This window comes from Paenibacillus sp. VCA1 (genome assembly GCF_031583795.1).
Classification (GTDB): domain Bacteria; phylum Bacillota; class Bacilli; order Paenibacillales; family Paenibacillaceae; genus Paenibacillus_AQ; species Paenibacillus_AQ albilobatus.
The window spans coordinates 70195-88930 of the sequence record NZ_JAVLSX010000017.1; the positions used below are offsets into that span (position 1 = coordinate 70195).

Genomic DNA, 18736 nt, shown 5'->3' on the forward strand with positions numbered 1-18736 from the left:
TGGGATGTTGAAAAAGGCTAGCATCGGTTCCAGAGCTTTCGATGTGATCAATGTTGTTATCATGCTATTCATCCTGATTGTCGTGCTGTATCCGATTCTAAACATTATCGCGACGTCGCTAAGCGGCACGCGTTACATCTCCTCCGGAAGCGTAACGATTTGGCCTAAGGGGTTTAATCTGGATGCGTATACGACGGTGTTCCGTGATCCATACATTTTTAAAGGGTATCTGAACTCCATCATCTATGCGGCCGGCTCTACGGGCATTATGCTGCTGTTCACGGCGCTGATGGCGTATCCGCTCACGGTTCCGGGATTCGCGGGCAAGAAATTTCTTACCATTTTCCTTATGATTACGATGTTTTTCGGCGGGGGCCTCATCCCGACCTATCTGCTTATGCGCAGTCTGCATTTATTGGATACGGTATGGGTCATGATTCTCCCCGGCGCGATCAGCGCTTACAATGTGTTCCTGTTTCGAACCTTCTTTCTGAATATTCCTTCAGAACTCAAGGACTCCGCCGCGATCGACGGCGCGAACGATTTGGTGGTTCTATTCAAGATCATCCTGCCGTTGTCGAAGGCGCTTTTTGCAACCTTTGCCCTATTCGGTCTGGTCGGAAGCTGGAACAGTTGGTTTGAAGCTTTGATTTATCTGCGAAACCAGGACATGTATCCTTTGCAGATGGTGCTCCGAAATTACCTGTTCACCTTGGACACGACGGCGATTCAAGGGCGGGTCGGAAGCGGCTCGGTTGCCATTAATGCCCCGGGCGAAACGCTTGATCCGAAGGCGGTACGAATGAGCGTCATCATTATTACCATGTTTCCGATCATGTGCATCTATCCGATCTTCCAGAAGCATTTCACCAAAGGCATATTCGTCGGATCCATCAAAGGCTAAACCAGCGGATGCGGCGATGTAAGGAGGTGATTGCGTAGACGGTTCATGACAAGTCATGAGTAACGGATTCGTTAGAAGCGGTTTATTGTGCAAATTAGGGGGGAATCGAATGAGCAAACTTGCAAAAATGTTTGTCCTTGGGCTGGCCGTGCTGATGGTTTTTTCCGCATGTTCGAATAAGTCCGGGAATTCCGTTGCCGACGAAGACGATCAAGACGTGATGCGCTTCTCGGTGACGCTGCCTTCAAACGGCGTGGACAATCCGAATAGCCTGGTAGGCAAGGAATGGCACAAACGCATGGAAGCCTACATGGGCAAGAAGGTAGAAATTAAATATAACTATATTCCATCTTCCGAGTATGACGAAAAGGTCAAGCTCATGATTGCAAGCGACGATCTGACAGACTTCTTCGTGACGCCATTATTCTATGATACGAGCGAAATGGCCGAGCAGGGCCAGCTTCTCGAGTTAACCCAATATAAAGATTTAATGCCGAACTATATGAACTACATTAGCAAGGTCAAGAACGGAATGAAGCGGGTAACGGATGCCGACGGCAAGATGTACACCTTCAAAGAAACCTCTACGCCCAGGTTCCCCGAGGATCGCGGCATGCTCATTCAGAATACGTCGTCTTACCGCTATGACGTGTTCAAGGCCAATAACATCACAATTCCGGAAACGCTCGATGAATTTTATGAAGCAGCCAAAAAACTTAAGGAGCTCTATCCGAACAAATATCCCGTCGCAACCAAATTTAACAGCCTGAGATCGCTGTTCTCCGCGAATCACATCCGGGACGATATCTTCTGGAACGGAGAGAAATACGTATACGGTGTTTTGGAAGAAGGATATAAAGATGCGCTCCAATTTGCGAATAAGCTGTATGCGGAGAAGCTGCTGGATCCGGAGTACACGATTGATACGGACGATACGCTGAAAAGAAAAGCGCTGAACGGCGACAATCTGATGTGGCTGACGCAGTGGTTCACGACGCCGGCCGAGTACACGAGAACGGCCGACGACGGCAAAATTTTCGCGGTTTCGCTGTATCCCGACAATCCGAAGTACGGAAAGGCGTGGCAGGAAGTTGTAAACGGCAATACCCCTGATCTGGGCTGGGGAGCGTACGGCGTAAGTTCCAAAGTGAAAAACCCTGAGGAATTGATCAAATTCATCGATTATCAATATTCGGATGAAATGATCCGGCTCATTACTTGGGGAATCGAGGGCACGACCTATACGGTCGGGAAAGACGGCGTTCCGACCTTTGTCGACTCGCTCAAAACGGCCAAAGATCCATGGCTTGAAGGCGATAAATACGGCATGCGCGCAAGCCGAAACTATAACCCCGGCTTGCAGATGGTGAGCGACGCAAGAGCGTTCGTGGATTTTGCCGCGACAGACTATACGGTATTTAACGGCAAATACGAAGAGGTGCCGATCGAGAAGTCGCAATTCCTGACGAGTCTGCCGATGCCCAAGAATGACTATGTTCCTTCCTGGCTCAGCGAACCGTCGATTCAGCTTACGGGGAACGAAAGCCAGCGAATTTCGGAAATTATGAACCCGGTAAAGACGTTCGTTACGGAAGAACAGGCCAAATTCGTGGCAGGCAAGAACAGCTTCGATAACTGGCAGGCATTCATAGATAAGGTCAAGAAAATGGGCAACATTGATGAGGTGCTGAAAATCTATAACGATGCCGCGCAAAGAGCCACGGCTAATGAATAGAGATAAGTCCTCCCGCTGCCGACTGCAGCGGGAGGTATATCAAGAGCGATAGGATCGTAGATTACGAAACCATAGGATGTGAACAGAACCATGAGTGAAAAAAAAGAGATTTTATTCCATGCCGAAAAGCTGCTGAATAAAAGAGATCAATATATGATAACGAAGGTTTCCCCAATCGATTTTTCCGGTTTTACGACGATGGAACAACTGTTCATTCATGAAATGAACGGACAACCGTTCCAAAGCATCGCTCCAGGTCAACGGTGGGGAGAACAATGGGGATACGGCTGGTTCCGCGCGACCATCGTCGTTCCCGAGGAGGCCGAAGGCAAACGGCTTGTGGCCATGCTTGATTTTGGATCCGAAGCGACCGTATACATTAACGGTATCGTGAGCGGCGCCAAAGACCTTAACCATCATTACGTCACTTTAACCCGTTCGGCGAAAGCCGGCGAGCCATTTGAAATTGTCGCGGAAGCGTACGCCGGCCATTCGGATTCCCGACCGACGTTCGGAGAGTCGCAGCTCTGCGTTTTTGAAGAGGAAGTGTACCAATTTTTCATCGATTTGGAATGCTTGTACGATCTCCGCAACCATCTCGATGCCAAATCCCTCCGCGTTGCGGAGATTGACCGTTGCCTGACCCGGGTGTTTGCGACGCTTGACCTGACCTTGCGTCAGGAAAGGTTGGGAGAGAATGTAAAAGAGTGCCGAAAGATCATGGAGCCGCTCCTCTCCTGCGTGAACGGTTCAACGGCGCCGACGCTGTACCTGATGGGACAGTCCCACCTGGATGTCGCCTGGCTGTGGCCGCTCGCGGAAACGAAGCGGAAGATTGCGCGGACCATGTCCAATCAGCTGGCGCTCATGGACGAATATCCGGAATACACGTACACCCAGAGCCAGCCGTATCTGTTCCAGTTGGTCAAGACGCTGTATCCGGAGCTGTATGAGCGCATCAAACAGGCGGTGAAGGAAGGGAGAATCGTTCCCGAGGGCTCCATGTGGGTAGAGCCCGATACGAATTTGCCTAGCGGCGAGAGCCTGATCCGCCAGGCGCTGCACGGCAAGCGGTTCTTCAAGGACGAATTCGGCGTGGACAACGAAATGCTGTGGCTGCCCGACGTATTCGGCTATGCCGGAAACCTGCCGCAAATCATGAAGGGCTGCGGGATCAAGTATTTCGCTTCTACAAAATTATTCGGTACTTATGACAATATAGCGGATCCGTTCCCGCATAATACGTTCATGTGGGAAGGGATTGACGGCTCGCAAATTTTGACGCATCTGATGAACTACGGCGATTACTACCCGATTCGGATCAATCCGTCGTTTTTAATCCATCAGTGGAACGATCGCGTTCAGCTTGAAGGCATTTCTACGCGCCTTACCCAATTCGGGCATGGAGACGGTGGCGGAGGTTCCAATCGGGATGATCTCGAGTTTATGCGCAGGCTCGGTAACTTGGAGGGAGTTCCCAAGACGAAGCATGGCTCGCCGATCGAATATTTCGAGGATCAGATCGAAAAGGGCATACCTGATAAAAAATACATAGGAGAGCTCTATTATCCCGCTCACCGCGGAACGTATACGACGCAAGCCATCATTAAAAAGCTGAACCGGAAGGCGGAGATCGGGTTCCGCGAAGCGGAGCTTTGGGGAGCGGCGGCGGCGCTGCTTCATAACCGAACCTACCCGCACGCGGAGCTGGACCGTCTATGGAAGAATCTGCTGCTGCACCAATTCCACGATATCCTGCCGGGCTCATCCATCCATCGCGTCCATGAGGAGGCGCAGATTGAGCTGAAGGAATTGAATCAGAAGGTGTACGGCATGGCTTTCGTCGCAAGAGAGGCGCTCACGGACGAGGATGTCTCCTACGTTACCGTCTTTAACTCGCTCTCCTGGCCAAGAAAGGAACTGGTTGCGTTGCCAGCCGGCGTCCATGGGATAGCAAACGGAAACGGAGAGGTTCTGCCGGTGCAACTGCACGAAGGCGTCCGCTATGCCGAGGTGGAGGCTCCTTCCATGGGCTGGTCGACGTATAAGGCGGTACCGGAAGCGGCCGATAACCCTGCCGTGCCCGCCGTCATGGCAACGGAAACGTATATGGAGAACGAATGGATCGCGCTCGAAGTGAACGAAAAGGGGGAGATTGCCCGTATTTTCGACAAAGAGGCCGGCACGGAATGGGCGGCGGACCGCTGCAACGTCATGCGGATGTATCGGGATCAAAATTCGGATTTCGATGCTTGGGAGATCGACCGGCGCTACCGCTTGGCGCCTGTCGTGCTCAATGCAAGCGCCAAGGTAACCGTCACCGCGAACGGTCCGCTCTTCGCGACGATTCGGGTCGAGCGCGAATTGAACCAATCGACCATGGTTCAGGATATCCGGCTGCGTGCCGGCAGCCGCCGGGTGGAATTCCACACGACGATTCACTGGCGCGAGAAGAACAAGCTGCTGAAAGTCGATTTCCCTGTCCGCGTCCATACGAACGAGTCGCTGCAGGAAATTCAGTTCGGTTACGTTAAGAGGCCGAACCATGCTTCGCGCCCGCATGATGCGGACCGTTACGAAGTGGTTCAGCATAAGTGGTCTGCGCTTGCAGAGGCGAACCGCGGCTTCGCGCTGCTGAACGACTGCAAATACGGCATATCCGTCAACGACAACACGATGAGCTTGACGCTGCTTCGGGCTCCGACGTGGCCGGATGAAACGTCCGACCAAGGGGTGCACCATTTTACTTACGGATTTACGTTCTGGAACGGCGCGTTCTTGGACAGTCCTGTCGTACGGGAAGCCTACGAGCTGAACTATCCTGTCAACCTCGTGCCGGGAGGAAGCCAAGAGATGCAATCTTTGCTCTCCATCGATCAAGCCAATGTGATCGCGGAGACGGTCAAGCTGGCCGAAGACGAATCGGGCGATTGGATCGTGCGTCTGTACGAGAGCAAGGGAGCTTCCGTAGCGTGCGAGCTTCATTTCGGGCTGTCTCTTAAGGCGGTTTATGATACGAATATGCTGGAGGAGAACATGGCGGAATTGCCGCACGAAGGCGAACATGTACGGCTTGAGTTCCGTCCGTTCGAGGTGAAGACGATCCGACTCCAAGTGAACGGGAGGAATAAAGGATGAAGCTGGAAAGAGGACAACGCCTGGTCATGATCGGCGACTCGATCACGGATTGCGAACGTAAATATCCGTACGGGGAAGGGCTGTTCCAGGGCGTCGGCAAAGGATATGCCGCGCTTGTCGACGGGATGCTGCAGGCGGCATATCCGGAGCTCTCCATTCGCGTGACGAATATGGGCATCGGCGGCAATACGGTCCGGGATTTGAAGGCCAGATGGCAGACGGACGTGCTGGATCTGAAGCCGGATTGGCTGTCGGTCATGATCGGCATTAACGATGTATGGCGGCAGTTCGACCAACCCGCGATCCCCGAGTCGCATGTGAGTCTCGAAGAATACGAGCAGACCCTGGAAGAGCTGGTGCGGTCGGCGCTCCCGGGCCTGCAAGGACTCGTGGTCATGACGCCGTTCTATCTGGAGCCGAATGCCTTGGACCGCATGCGCAGCCGGATGGATGAGTTCGGAGGCGCGGCCAAGAGGGTTGCGGAGCGGGTAGGCGCATCGTTTGTGGATACGCAGGCGGCTTTCGCCAGCCATTTCGACTACGTACATCCGACGCTGCTGGCTTCCGACCGGGTGCATCCGAATTTGACCGGCCATTTGTTGATTGCGAGCGCGCTGCTGGAGGCATTCGGCTTCGATTGGTCACGGATGCGTTCCAGCAACTGATTCCGCATTGGCCGCGGATGCGTTCCAGCAACTGATCCCGCTATACGCCCTATGCAGGCCGAGCTCGGCGCGAATTTCTTTCGAAGTTCGCGCCGAAGCGGACCTGCCTTATTCGCCAAAGCGGTATTCCGTACAAAGAATATTGTATCCGCTTACATTCGATTTATCTCCTATTGTATCGCAACCATGCTTTGAAAGGAGGTGGTTAGGGGCAGTTCGTGTCCGGCGAAACGACCGGCCGTTGCTATTGCTTCTTGTTATGAAATGGAGAGTCGTCTTGTGAAATGAAGAGTCGTCTCAAGCGAAAAAAGGATTCGAACAGGGGGTGTATGAGACAGCTCATCGATTGTATTCCATCCAAACGACAAAGACCGGGAGGTAGTGCAGTGAAAATGAAATCGTGGAAAAGAGCGGGAATATGGACTTGCGCGCTGCTGATGGTCATGACGGCGCCGGGAGCCGCGATGGCGGCGCAGGCAGAGGGAAGCGGCGCCGAGCTGAATGCGAGCAGCGCGAAGAAAAAGGTACAGGAGCCGTTCATGATCAAGATCGTGGATGCCGAGACGGGCCGGGGCATTCCTCTTGTCGAGCTGAAGATGACGAACAACGTCCTGTATTACACGGACAGTGCGGGGGTCGTGGCCTTCAACGAGCCCGGCCTGATGGATCAGACGGTCTTCTTCCATCTGTCGAGCGACGGATATGAGATCCCCGCCGACATGTTCGGCAACCGCGGGCAGGCCGTACAGATATCACCCGGGGGCACGATGACGATCAAGATGAACCGGGTCAACATCGCCGAACGGCTGTATCGGGTGACGGGCCAAGGCATTTATCGCGACAGCGTGCTGCTTGGTTTGCAGGCGCCGATTCAGGAGCCGCTGATCAACGGTCTGGTCATGGGACAGGATTCCGTGCAGACGATCGAGTACAACGATAAGCTGTACTGGTTCTGGGGGGATACGGACAGACCGGCCTATCCGCTGGGGAACTTCCGCGTAACGGGTGCGACTTCCAAGCTTCCGAGCAAGGGGGGATTGGATCAGGACGTCGGCGTCAACCTCAACTATTTTACGAAAGAGGATGGCTTCGTCAAAAGCTTGGTGCCGCCACTGCCCGACGACGCCGGAATCGCCTGGGTATTCGGTTTGATGACCGCCAAGGACGGCACCGGACGGGAGCGCCTGCTCGCCGGCTACAGCACGCATAATCCCGATCTGAGCGCCTTCGGCATTCTTGCCTTCAACGACGATACGAAGGAGTTCGAGCAAGTCGTTCAATTCCCTTCCAAAGACGACTGGCGCCATCCGGGCGGCCAGGCGACCTATTATGAGGAGAACGGCAAAGGCCACTGGCTTTTTACCGAGCACCGGATGCCGAATTTGCGCGTTCCCGCCAGCTACGACGCCATCATCGACTATACCCAATACGAGTCGTTTACCTGCCTGACGCCGGGAACGACATATAACGGGGCCCAAACGTCGCTGGAACGCGGCGCAGACGGCAAGCTCGCATGGGGCTGGAAAAAGAACACCCCGCCGCTGAACCAAAATCAGGAGAAGGAACTGATCCAATTGGGCCTGATCCAAGCGGACGATCCGCATTATTATCAATTGAAAGATGCCGATACCGGCGAGGCGGTTGAAATCGCCTCAAGCTCGGTCGAATGGAACGACTACCGGCAGCGTTACGTGATGATCGGGCAGCAGACGCAAGGCAAGCCGTCGGTGCTCGGGGAAATCTGGTACGCGGAAGCTCCTGCGCCTCAAGGTCCTTGGACCCGTGCCAAAAAGATCGTCACGCATAACAATTATACGTTTTACAACGTGGCCCAGCACAAAACCTTCAACAAGGCCGGCGGCCGGGTCATCTACTTCGAGGGGACTTATACGAATACGTTCACGAATCATGTCCCGACGCCGCGGTATAACTACAACCAAGTCATGTATAAACTCGACTTGGCGGATCCTAAGCTGGGGCTTGAGCCGGTTCAGGGAACGGCAGGCCAATAGAGCGCCGACCCGCTTGAAATCATACAATAAGGACCTTTCCGAAAGCGCTGAGCGGCTTTGCCGGAAAGGTCCTTTTCGTTCTATAGCTTGTTCCTGCGTATTATCCTTGCCTGCGGCTTCTTCATGTGAAGCGGGAACGGCGATATTTTTACCTGGAGAAGTCCCGGTGGTTTTCCCGATACTGCTTCGGGGTCAGATTCGTGAACTTCTTGAACGCGGAGAAGAAATGGCCTTTGGATAGGAAGCCGCATTGATCCGCGATCTCGAGCACCGAAAGCTGGCTGGATACCAGTTTCTCCTTTACTCTTTCGATTCGCTCCTGAAGAATGTACTCGGACAATGACATGTTCATGATTTCCTTGAACAGCTGCCGGATATAGCTCACGGAGAAGGAGAAATTGTCGGCCACCTGCTCGATCGATAATTGCGCATCCTGCAGGTGGCTGTCCACGTATTCTTTGATCTCCAGTACGATCTCTTCTTTGCGGTTTGGGGATTTCGGGGCCTCGGTCTCGGACGCGAGCGTCGTGACGATGCCCTCCAGCCACGCTTGAAATTCGGACAGCGTGCCGTACCGCTCGAGCAGTTGGTGGATGCTGCTCATCTCGTGCAGGACGCTGGATTTGTTGAAGTTTTTGAGCAGATCGTAGGTAAAATAGGTCAGGTTGAGCTTATAGTCGCGATAAGGCAGCTCATGGACATGCTTCATTTGCTCGCGCAGCAAATGGACGGCGGTCTCCGGGCGGCCGCGACGGATGGCCTTGATGATTTCGGTCGTCTCCAGCGCTTCGGATGCGGAAGGATATCCTGCCATAAACTCTTCATAATCGCTTTCCAGGAAAATTTGCTTTTCTCCCTTAAGGAATCGCAGCATCGTCAATTCGTAGATATGATCATATACGTTCCGGATATTCGTGCCGAAGTCAAAGGCGTTGCTGACGGCAACGGTTGTTTCGACGTTTAATATGCGCGCTACCTGATGGTGCGACTCCTCCAGAAGACGTCGCAGCTGAAGCTCTCCCGATTCATGGCTCCCGATGACCAGGATCAGATGGTCACCCCCCATATCCAAGCCTTCGGCCGCATAAGAGCCTGTGCCAATCACTTCTTCGCTAATATTGCGTATGGCATACTTGATCAATTTCCGGGAGGGGAAGTCGTAGCGTTCGCAAAAGGCCGTATACGTTTCGATCCGAAGGACGGCCAAAAACAGAACGTCGCAGGAAGCCAGTTTGGTCTGGCTCCGGATATATTCGTAGCTCTTGGTGCCCGGCGTCCCGTGCAGCATCCACTGGGCGAGAAACTCCGTTCGAACGAGTTCGGATTGGTTTCGCATGGAAGTATGAAGCTGCTCCACGTTGTTCAGCAGCAGATCGATGCCGTCGTTGATCCATTGGATATCCGGTATGGCATCGGACGCGGAGTTTGCGAATCCAACCTTCTCTTTCAGCTTCTCCGACAAAAAGGTGATGGAGCGCAAGGAACGGCGCGAACTCCAGAAGAACAACGCCGAGACGATGCCCAGCAGCAATAATGTATACGTTATCAATTTATGCTGGAAGGAGGATATGTGGCGAGTCAAAGTATGATACTCGTTCGAGTAGTATACGGTCCAATTTTCGGTACTCAGCTTAGCTGTATTGACGAACCATCTCTGATGCGGAAGCCTAACCTGAAAAACGCTGCGCTGCTGTTCCCGGCCCGCTTGATAAAGCTGTTCGCTCAGCGCGGGATCGGACGAGCCTAATAGAAGCTGCCCGTCCTCGTCGAGAATCCGAATGTCCTGCTCCGTGGAGGTCGTTTGGCCTAACAAAAGCTTCGACAGCAGCGGTTTATCGACAAGCAGCACGAGATAGAAGTCAGACGGCTTCTCGGGAGTTGCAGGCAGGATGAGAGCCAGGCAGTCGGAACCATCCGCCGAATGATTAAAAAAGTGCAAATATTCGCGGTGGAATGATTTCACCCGCTTCAGCATGCTCTGGTCGGCAAACGATTCAAAACGGACGATGCCGGCTTTGGAATCGACGACAAGACCGTGCTTGAGATTGATCAGATAGGATCGCTGGATGAGCGGTTCGGTCGACATGAAATTGGACTGGGCGACGAGTGCGGCGTGATCGATGAGCGGGTCATTGCTTGCATCGAAAAACCAGTTCTGAATGCTCTGATCGGCGTACATGCTGAGCCCGTAAGCTTTCAATTTGCCGAGAATCATTTCGGTCTTCGATGCCAGGTTGTTGACTTCGTTCTGCGAATTGCTGCGCACCTCCAGCATGGTATATTTTGAGAATTCCGCAGAGAGTAAATAGACGAAAGGAAGGATGGAACAGATCAGAACGGTGGTTAGCAATAAAAAGGTACGAAAATAGGTCTTCTGCAAAATAGGCTTGATCCTCATATAAATTCCAGCACCCCTTGCTGATGGATTGACCTCCTTACTCAATCATATCCTGACGTTCATGTGAAGTCCTCATTTTGACAAAGTAGAAATCAAGACGGCGCCGGAAGTCGAATGCGCGCATCCTTTCTGCATTTCAGTACTTCTTGTGACACAATGAGGACTATTCCCAAAGCCATCCTACCGTACATAATAAACACTGTCAGGATATGGCCACATCGGACAGACCAAATCGAATGGAGGGATACTATACATTGAGAGTGTTAAGAGATCTTGCAAAGAACCGGGGCTTGTATTCAATGGCGATACCGGGAATCGTCTTTCTCGTTGTCTTCTCCTACATTCCTCTGTCCGGACATCTGCTGGCGTTCAAGGACTTTCAGATCAGCAAAGGCATATGGGGCAGTGATTGGGTGGGGCTCGACAACTTTCGCTTCTTTTTCTCCAATCGGGATTGGATTCAAGTGACGGTCAATACGGTTTATTTAAATGCGCTGTTCATTATTTTCGAGATGGTTTTTGCGCTTCTCATCGCTCTTTTCTTGAATGAGATCCGCTTGAAATGGTTTAAACGCACGATCCAATCCGTCGTCTTCCTTCCTTATTTCATTTCCTGGGTCGTCGTCGGGTATATGGCATTCATTTTATTCAACAATACGGACGGCCTGATTAACCGCGTGCTGAGCATGACCGGGCTTCAAGCCGTCGATTGGTACCAGACCCCTTGGGTATGGCCGATTATCCTCACGTTAACGCGAATCTGGAAGAGCGCCGGTTACTACTCTATTATTTTGCTTGCGGCCATTACCGGTTTTTCTTCCGATTATTATGAAAGCGCCCGCCTGGACGGGGCCACGCGTTTGCAGCAGATGAAATACATCACGCTGCCCTTGCTGAAGCCGCAAATCATTATTCTCGTCCTCCTGGGAGTCGGTAGGATCTTCTACGGGGATTTCGGCATGATTTACGGAATTATCGGGGACAACGGGATTCTGTTCCCGACGACCGATGTCATCGATACATATTCCTATCGGGCGTTAAGGCAGCTCGGCAATTTTAGCATGTCGTCGGCTATCGTGTTCTATCAGTCGATCATGGGGCTTATCGCCGTCGTTTCGTTTAATGCGTTGGTTCGGAAAATCGATAAAGACTCCAGATTATTTTAGAGGAAGTTCAAAAAGTCATCTTCCCATGACGAATCAAATCATCCTAGCTTCATCCAACTCAAGCGTTTTGAAAAAACGCACATCGGAAGCATAAGCCTCGGTCCTGGAAACCTGTCTTTTTGAACACACACTTTAAATTTCGCGAAAAGCAAAGGGAGGTGAATCCCATATGAATCGTCCGGTTGCTCTAATCCCGCCCGCGCGAGTCCGGCGGAAGGGCGGGTTATCCGATAAAATGGCGGTTTGGTTGTTCGGACTGTTCCTGATCCTGTTTGCGCTGGTTTGCTTGCTTCCTTTTTGGCTGATGGTCATCAATTCGTTCTCCAGCACCCGAAGCTTGGCGGTACACGGATACTCCATATGGCCGGATGAGTTTACGTTGGAGTCGTATCGATTCCTCCTTCAGGGCAAGCAAATGTTTACCAGCTATGGCATCACCATTGCGGTAACGGCCATCGGAACCGTGCTCGGCCTCGTCGTCACCATGTTGTTTGCTTACGTGCTGGCCCATCCGAAGAACCGATACGGCGGCTTCCTCTCGTTTATGACCTACGTGCCGATGGTCTTCGGCTCGGGACTCGTCGGCTTCTATCTTCTGGTCGTCCAGTGGCTGCATCTGAAAGATTCGCTGTGGGCGCTTGTGCTCCCTTACGTCATGAATCCGTTCTTTGCGTTTATCTTGGTCTCGTTCTATCGCTCGCTGCCTTACGAGTTGAACGAATCGGCTAACATGGACGGCGCCGGGGAGTGGACGATCTTCTTCAAAATTATCCGGCCGATCTCGACGCCGGTGATCGCGACGATCAGCTTGTTCTACGCGCTGCAATACTGGAACGATTGGTGGCTGTCGCTTCTGTTTATCGATAACAGCGATATGTACCCGCTCCAGATGCTTCTCCGGCAGCTCATGTCGCAGATGCAGCTCACGTCGCTCAATCACGGCAACGTGCTGACGCTGCCGCCTGCGGAAGGGGTCAAGCTGGCGACGGTATGCCTGACGATCGGTCCGATCATACTCGTCTATCCGATGGTGCAGAAGTATTTTGTCAAAGGCCTGACCCTCGGCTCGGTAAAAGGTTGAACGGATTGATATGCAATGGCTGAGCATGTTGATCTGGATCGTCCCAGCCGCTTTCTATAAAGGTTGAAAAGATGAATATATTGAAGGGAGTTCATTGACATGGCCAAATCAAAAAGCAAGTTTCTGATGCCGGTGCTGCTCGGACTAGCCGTCGCTTTATCCGGGTGCTCCGGCGCCGGCGGGGACGCCGCCGCGCCAGCCGGTTCCGGGGAATCCGGCGCTTCCGGCGCTTCATCCCTTGATCCGGTCACCTTGGAGGTTGTCATTCCAGGGGCAAAGGGGCCCAACTATGACGAGGTGCTGGCAGAAGTCAACAAGAGATTAAAAGCCGACATCAATACGCAGGTTAAATTTACATTCGTCGACTTTGCCGACCTGAATCAGAAGACCAACGTCATGCTGGCTTCGGGAGAGAGCGTGGATTTGATGTTCGACGCTCCGTGGCTGCATTTGGATACGATGGCTTCCCAGGGCTATTACGAAGAACTAAGCGGACTTCTGGACCAATACGGCCCCAATGTGAAAAAGACGCGGCCGCAACAAATGTGGGATGCGAACAAAATTAACGGCAGCATCTACGGCGTTCCGTTGGGAAGCGCCTACACCCAACAGAGATCAATCTTCATCCGGAAGGATCTGAGGGAGCAGTTAAACCTGCCGCCCGTAAAGACGTATGAAGATTTGAAAGCTTATCTCTACGCCGTCCGTGACGGCAAATCCGGTATTACGCCGCTTCTCGCAGGCGCGGACGATGTGACCTACAGCTGGGTCAACTGGCTGATCCGGGACGATACCAGCGTCAACATCCGTCCGACGAATTTTGCCGGAGCCAGCCTGATGTTGTACTACAAGGGCAACGACGGGAAGGTCTACAACTTCTTTGAAACCAAGGAACCTAAGATCTGGTCAGGCATCCAGGATGTCCGCAAGCTGTTCGTGGACAAAGTCATGTCGCAGGACGTCTTGACGAATAAAAGCAGTCCGGCGGAAATGCAGCTTCAGAATAAAGTGGCGGCTACGCCCCAAATGGCCTTTGGGATTCCCCAATCGTTCAACGACCAGCTGAAACAGGTCGTACCGGGCGGCGAACTGGAAGCCGTGCGTCTGTTTGACCTCACCCCAGGGAAGAACCTGTCCAATTTCAAGATGGATAACTTTATCTGCATCGTGAAGACGAGCAAGCATAAAGACCGCGCGATGATGTTCCTCGACTGGGCGAACAAGCAGGAGAATTATGATTTGCTGGAGCATGGCATCGAAGGCGTGAACTGGAAAGCGGCCGGCGAGCATCAATACGAAACGCTGAACAACGATGGCGGCATCGTCTCGTTCCAGCTCATGCTCAATCCTACGTTGGAGCGGGAGTGGACCGGTACGGACGAAGAGACTCGGAAGTACGGTCAGTTCATTACGAAGGCCGACAACTTCACGAAGGACATCCTCACCGGATTCACTTTCGATCCGACGCCGGTGAAGAACGAAGTGGCCCAGTTCTCGACCATTCAGGCCAAATATTACAGCGGATTATTTAACGGCGCGCTTGATCCGGACCAGTACTTCGCCAAGTTCAAATCGGAAGGCGAAGCGGTGCTTAAGAAAATCCAGACCGAACTGCAGAAACAGGTCGACGCCTACTTGGCAAAATAGAAATGGCCGTTCATCGAAACGACCACACGCAAAAAAAAGGACCGCTTTCTATAGAGGCGGTCCGCCTGCTGAAAAACTTCAGCAGGCTTTTTTTAGATTATATAAATTTTCAGCGAAGCTGAACCTTGCTTCAATGGGGAGCGACCCATGTCGAGCGAAAACGGCTCAAAATGGCGACTCATGAAATAGAAACGGACTAGCGTTTGAGTTTACGCTATTCCGTTTCTTTCTGCATCGAGCCGCAACATATAACGAAAGTAATTACGAGGCATGTTTGGATATTTTGAAGAAATCGCCCTTGATAAGTTCGGACAGCTTCGTATCGGAAGCGTTCCTTTTTTGCGGGTCGTTATGTTTTTTAACGGCTGCCGGTAAACGGGGCTGGAACGGAACAAACTTGACGGATCGTCCCGGCCAATTGTTCGGCCATTTGCCGATGTTTCTTGACGGAGGGATGTCCGCAGCCTCCCATTCCGTCTTCCGGCCGCTTGATGAGCGGAAATTCCACAAAATGAACGTTGTCGTCGCCTTCTTCGCGAAGACGCTGGACGAGAGCCTTCAAATGGGGAGCGGGATCAAGCGTCATCGGACCGATGGCGCAGAACAATGGGGCGGACGGATATCTTCCGCGGATAAAGCCCGTCAATTTGCGGTATTGTTCGATGTAATCCGAAGGCTGGATGGGCGCGGACCAATCATTGGTCCCCAGATTAACGACAATCATGTCAGGATGAAACGGATCCATGGCTTCTTGATCGAGAACAGGACAGAGGGTATCCATAAAATAATCCGACATGCGGCCTTCCTTGGCACCGCCGAAATTCTGATAGCAGCCGGTGCCGGACGCGCCGACGATCAACGTTTCGGCTCCCAAAAGCTGACCGGTCAGCGAGCTGTAAGCAAGCGCGATATTTTCGCGCGAAGCATCGCAATCGCATGGAATCTGCGCCTCGTTGCCGAAGCCGCACGTGATCGAATCGCCAATGATGAGCAGCCGGTGGGGCAAAGGGGACGGCGGGCTTAAAAAGGACCCGTTCTCCGCCGTTAGATCGGTAAATTTAATGGTGCCGAATGCCGCTTCCGTACGTTTTTGCAGCGTTAACGTATGAGGGACGTCCTCCAGGTCATCCGCAAGCTGGTACAGCCGGTTATCCGGATCGATTCTCATCACCCGTACCGGAAGATCGTCGATATAGACGTTAACCCAGCTTTTCCCTTCCCCGTTGACGTCCTTGATTTCGGCGGTGATTTCCCGCCCTTGAAAACGCACGGTTATCGCGCTGCCGGGAAGAAAGCAGGAGATTCCGTCCTGCTCTTGACGGAAGAGCCCGTGTCTCAGACTTGAATTCAAAAAGTCGAATTTCATAATATACCTTCCTTTCATGGATCTATTTGGAGTAAAGGGTTTATGCGTAAGGATTCTCGGATGTAGACTCCCGGAGCACCAACGAAACGCCCGACAATATTTTCGTGCTGCCTCCATGGGTTTTGCCCTGGATAACCTGGTTCAACAAATTCGTGGCGTTTCTGCCGATCTCTTCGAAGTCTTGCCGAACGGTGGACAGTCCGATCGACAGGTTGCCGGCATGGTCCCAATCGTCGAATCCCATGACGGAAACATCCTGCGGAACATTGACGCCGCGGCCGGTCAGTTGTTCGATGGTTTCAATGGCGAGCTTGTCATTGGAGCAAAACAAAGCGGTAACGTCCCGCTTCATCACGCTGTCGGCTAAGGCGTCATAATCCATGCGGGTCAACAAATGATCGTCGGTTACCGGAAGCCCGGCTTGGCGCATGGCGCTGCAATAACCTGCGAACCGCTCCTGCTCGGAATGAAGGAAGAAGTGGTAGCTCGCGAATTTTATTTTCGTATGCTTCAGGCGGATCAGTTCCCGGGTGGCGAGGATCGCCCCATCGTAGTTGTTGCATCCGGAAAAATAGCTGGGATGATCCACGTTGTACCGGTCTACCAATAGGTAGGGGATGTTGTTTTGCTCGATGAACAGGTAGTTATCCTTGCTTTGCTTCGGATCGAACGGATAAATGAGGAAGCCGTCGACTTTGCGGTCCAGCATTTTCTGAATGGATGCTCGTTCAACGGCCAAATTTTCGTTGCTCCATTCGACGATCAAGGAGTAACCGAATTCGGCCGCCGCTTGTTGCGCGCCCTTGATGATCTTCATATAAGAGACATCGTAATTGTCCTCTGCCGATAAAATGAATGCGATCAAACGGCTCGAATGGTCCGCGGCTTGAGCTCCGTTGACAAAAGAGCCCTTTCTTTTGATTCTCGTGATCACGCCCTCGTTGGCCAGTTCCGTCATCGCTTTTCGGATCGTGATGCCGCTGACTTGGAATTGTTTCATCAGGTCTTCTTCATTCGGCAATCGATCGCCAGGTCGAAGCTCGCCGGCTTCAATCTGATGCAGCAGCGCTTGTTTTACCGTCTTATACTTCGGCTCGTTCACAAAAACTCTCCTTTTTTACAGTCTCCTGAATTCTATCTGACGTTATTTAGATTATATAAAAGTATACTTTAATTATATAGTGAATTCAATATAACGTTTATATTACTATTATATATGTATATATTGAACCGGTAAACGAGGTTTTTCATTGACCTAATATAACAAAGATGATAGTATTAATATATAATTATCGAATAATAAAGTATACTTTATTTTATGGGAATGGGATTGTTCAGAAAGTCTACTTCGATGCAGATGCTGGGGGGAGGAGCAGCTTTGGAATTTAGCTTTACGAAATATGCCAGGCTGATGGGGAGATTCGATCTCGCCGAGAAAGAGAAGCCGACATGCGGATGGGTAAACAGCGCCGTTTTTGTTGCCTTCCGAGGTACGGCCATCTCGATGACGGCTGAGGGATTCAGCGGCCAGGATTACGTTGAAATTGTAGTGGACGGCGTCGCCCGTAATTGGATCAACCTGAAGAAGGGCGTGCATGAATACATCATCCAACAGGGGCTGCCGGATGGTGAACATACGTTGGAGATCCACAAGCGTACGGGGATTCTGACCGGCAGTATAACGTTTCATCAATTTTCTCTGCCTGACGGCGGAAGCTTCCTTGCCCCGCCCCCGGCAAAACCCGTCCGGCTGGAATACTTCGGCGATTCCATCACGGATGGAGCGGGAATCGGCCATCCGCATGAGCTCGCAGAAGCTCCGGATCTGGATGACGGCTACATGTCCTACGTCGGAATCAGCGCCAGAATGTTAAACGCGGAATATCATACGATGGCCATCTGCGGAATCGGCGTTTGGCAGGATGCGATAGGAGGCAAACAAGGATTGCCGGAACATTTTTCCGGGACGCTCGGCAAAGGAACGGCGCCATGGGACTTTTCTCGGTATATTCCTGATGGAGTTGTCATTAATCTGGGCCAGAACGATTATTCGACACCGATTGTTGATGAGGAGTATATTGCCGCTTATATCGAATTCATCCGGGTTATCCTGGAAACATATAACGACCCGTATGTCTTTTGCTGTGTCGGAACCATGAATAACAACTATCTTGCCAGCGTGAAACAAGTCGTGTCCCATTATAATCAAAACGGAAACGCCAAGGTATTCGTGGTTGATTTGGGATTGATTCATCCGGAGGTCGAAGGATGGGGCGGCCGTTACCATCCCGGCTATCAGACGCATTACCGCATGGGCTCGGAGCTGGCCTCATTTATATCAGCAAAAACTGGCTGGGAACTGCTTCAGCGTCCGACGATCGCAACGGAATGCGTGTTTTGACATCGTTCTTGTATCGGGAAAAACGGATGGTAAAGGTAATTTCGATATAAGATTCACCGAATGTACGCCTACATAAAAAGAAGACAACAGGATGCTTGGAGTTACCCCCGTCAAGTAGACAGTTATAAAAAAGACCTAGGCAACCTTAGTTCGGTATTCAACCGGACTAAGGTTGTTTAATTTTTTCTGAAATCGGTGGTAGTTATAAAATCGAATATAACGA

At 52.0% G+C, this 18736-nt stretch carries 13 protein-coding genes; 9 read left to right on the top strand and 4 right to left on the bottom strand.

From position 1 onward, the window contains the following. Window positions 1–7: 7 nt before the first annotated feature. From RJP21_RS27660 to RJP21_RS27680, 5 genes are all read left to right on the top strand, one after another. The gene (locus RJP21_RS27660; RefSeq protein ID WP_310862148.1) at window positions 8–904 is read left to right on the top strand and encodes a carbohydrate ABC transporter permease; all 897 of its coding nucleotides are present in this window, start codon (window positions 8–10) and stop codon (window positions 902–904) included. 109 nt (window positions 905–1013) lie between these two features. Then, a complete protein-coding gene (locus RJP21_RS27665; RefSeq protein ID WP_310862137.1) occupies window positions 1014–2639 on the top strand; it encodes an ABC transporter substrate-binding protein in 1626 nt (541 codons plus the stop codon). 90 nt (window positions 2640–2729) lie between these two features. Continuing rightward, complete coding sequence (locus RJP21_RS27670; protein ID WP_310862138.1) at window positions 2730–5777, top strand: alpha-mannosidase; 3048 nt, start codon at window positions 2730–2732, stop codon at window positions 5775–5777. Continuing rightward, window positions 5774–6442: an SGNH/GDSL hydrolase family protein gene (locus RJP21_RS27675; RefSeq protein WP_310862139.1), complete on the top strand. Its 669-nt coding sequence runs from the start codon at window positions 5774–5776 to the stop codon at window positions 6440–6442. Before RJP21_RS27670 ends, RJP21_RS27675 begins: the two co-directional genes overlap by 4 nt. Window positions 6443–6834: 392 nt before the next feature. Then, a complete protein-coding gene (locus tag RJP21_RS27680) occupies window positions 6835–8454 on the top strand; it encodes a hypothetical protein (protein WP_310862149.1) in 1620 nt (539 codons plus the stop codon). A 148-nt stretch (window positions 8455–8602) separates the two neighbouring features. Here the strand turns inward: RJP21_RS27680 and RJP21_RS27685 are convergent, their stop codons facing one another. Further along, entirely contained in the window at window positions 8603–10852 is a 2250-nt protein-coding gene (locus RJP21_RS27685; protein WP_310862140.1) for a helix-turn-helix domain-containing protein, read from the bottom strand. Between the two features lie 299 nt (window positions 10853–11151). Between RJP21_RS27685 and RJP21_RS27690 the strand changes: the two genes are divergently transcribed. The 3 genes from RJP21_RS27690 (at window position 11152) to RJP21_RS27700 (ending at window position 14746) form a co-directional block, all read left to right on the top strand. Next, entirely contained in the window at window positions 11152–12018 is an 867-nt protein-coding gene (locus RJP21_RS27690) for an ABC transporter permease (RefSeq protein WP_310862141.1), read from the top strand. Between the two features lie 169 nt (window positions 12019–12187). Next, window positions 12188–13099: a carbohydrate ABC transporter permease gene (locus RJP21_RS27695; RefSeq protein ID WP_310862142.1), complete on the top strand. Its 912-nt coding sequence runs from the start codon at window positions 12188–12190 to the stop codon at window positions 13097–13099. 99 nt (window positions 13100–13198) lie between these two features. Continuing rightward, window positions 13199–14746 carry an extracellular solute-binding protein gene (locus RJP21_RS27700; protein ID WP_310862143.1) on the top strand — a complete coding sequence of 516 codons (1548 nt, stop codon included), beginning with the start codon at window positions 13199–13201 and terminating at the stop codon, window positions 14744–14746. A gap of 358 nt (window positions 14747–15104) precedes the next feature. Here the strand turns inward: RJP21_RS27700 and RJP21_RS27705 are convergent, their stop codons facing one another. Both RJP21_RS27705 and RJP21_RS27710 read right to left on the bottom strand, forming a co-directional pair. Further along, on the bottom strand, window positions 15105–16112 hold the full coding sequence (locus RJP21_RS27705; RefSeq protein WP_310862144.1) for an SGNH/GDSL hydrolase family protein: 1008 nt from the start codon (window positions 16110–16112) through the stop codon (window positions 15105–15107). A 40-nt stretch (window positions 16113–16152) separates the two neighbouring features. Further along, window positions 16153–17214 carry a GntR family transcriptional regulator gene (locus tag RJP21_RS27710; RefSeq protein WP_310862145.1) on the bottom strand — a complete coding sequence of 354 codons (1062 nt, stop codon included), beginning with the start codon at window positions 17212–17214 and terminating at the stop codon, window positions 16153–16155. A gap of 276 nt (window positions 17215–17490) precedes the next feature. Between RJP21_RS27710 and RJP21_RS27715 the strand changes: the two genes are divergently transcribed. Then, window positions 17491–18513 carry an SGNH/GDSL hydrolase family protein gene (locus RJP21_RS27715; RefSeq protein ID WP_310862146.1) on the top strand — a complete coding sequence of 341 codons (1023 nt, stop codon included), beginning with the start codon at window positions 17491–17493 and terminating at the stop codon, window positions 18511–18513. Window positions 18514–18648: 135 nt separating this feature from the next. On the opposite strand, the gene RJP21_RS31370 is transcribed toward RJP21_RS27715, so the two are convergent. Beyond that, window positions 18649–18729, bottom strand: coding sequence for an IS3 family transposase (locus RJP21_RS31370; RefSeq protein WP_397386297.1), 81 nt, complete (start codon window positions 18727–18729; stop codon window positions 18649–18651). Window positions 18730–18736: the final 7 nt, after the last annotated feature.

Excerpts from the sequence above, each read along its gene's own strand:
- RJP21_RS27665 (WP_310862137.1), top strand. The coding sequence starts at position 1,014 with ATGAGCAAACTTGCAAAAATGTTTGTCCTTGGGCTGGCCGTGCTGATG.
- RJP21_RS27670 (WP_310862138.1), top strand. The coding sequence starts at position 2,730 with ATGAGTGAAAAAAAAGAGATTTTATTCCATGCCGAAAAGCTGCTGAAT.
- RJP21_RS27675 (WP_310862139.1), top strand. The coding sequence starts at position 5,774 with ATGAAGCTGGAAAGAGGACAACGCCTGGTCATGATCGGCGACTCGATC.
- RJP21_RS27680 (WP_310862149.1), top strand. The coding sequence starts at position 6,835 with ATGAAATCGTGGAAAAGAGCGGGAATATGGACTTGCGCGCTGCTGATG.
- RJP21_RS27685 (WP_310862140.1), bottom strand. The coding sequence starts at position 10,852 with ATGAGGATCAAGCCTATTTTGCAGAAGACCTATTTTCGTACCTTTTTA.
- RJP21_RS27690 (WP_310862141.1), top strand. The coding sequence starts at position 11,152 with ATGGCGATACCGGGAATCGTCTTTCTCGTTGTCTTCTCCTACATTCCT.
- RJP21_RS27695 (WP_310862142.1), top strand. The coding sequence starts at position 12,188 with ATGAATCGTCCGGTTGCTCTAATCCCGCCCGCGCGAGTCCGGCGGAAG.
- RJP21_RS27700 (WP_310862143.1), top strand. The coding sequence starts at position 13,199 with ATGGCCAAATCAAAAAGCAAGTTTCTGATGCCGGTGCTGCTCGGACTA.
- RJP21_RS27705 (WP_310862144.1), bottom strand. The coding sequence starts at position 16,112 with ATGAAATTCGACTTTTTGAATTCAAGTCTGAGACACGGGCTCTTCCGT.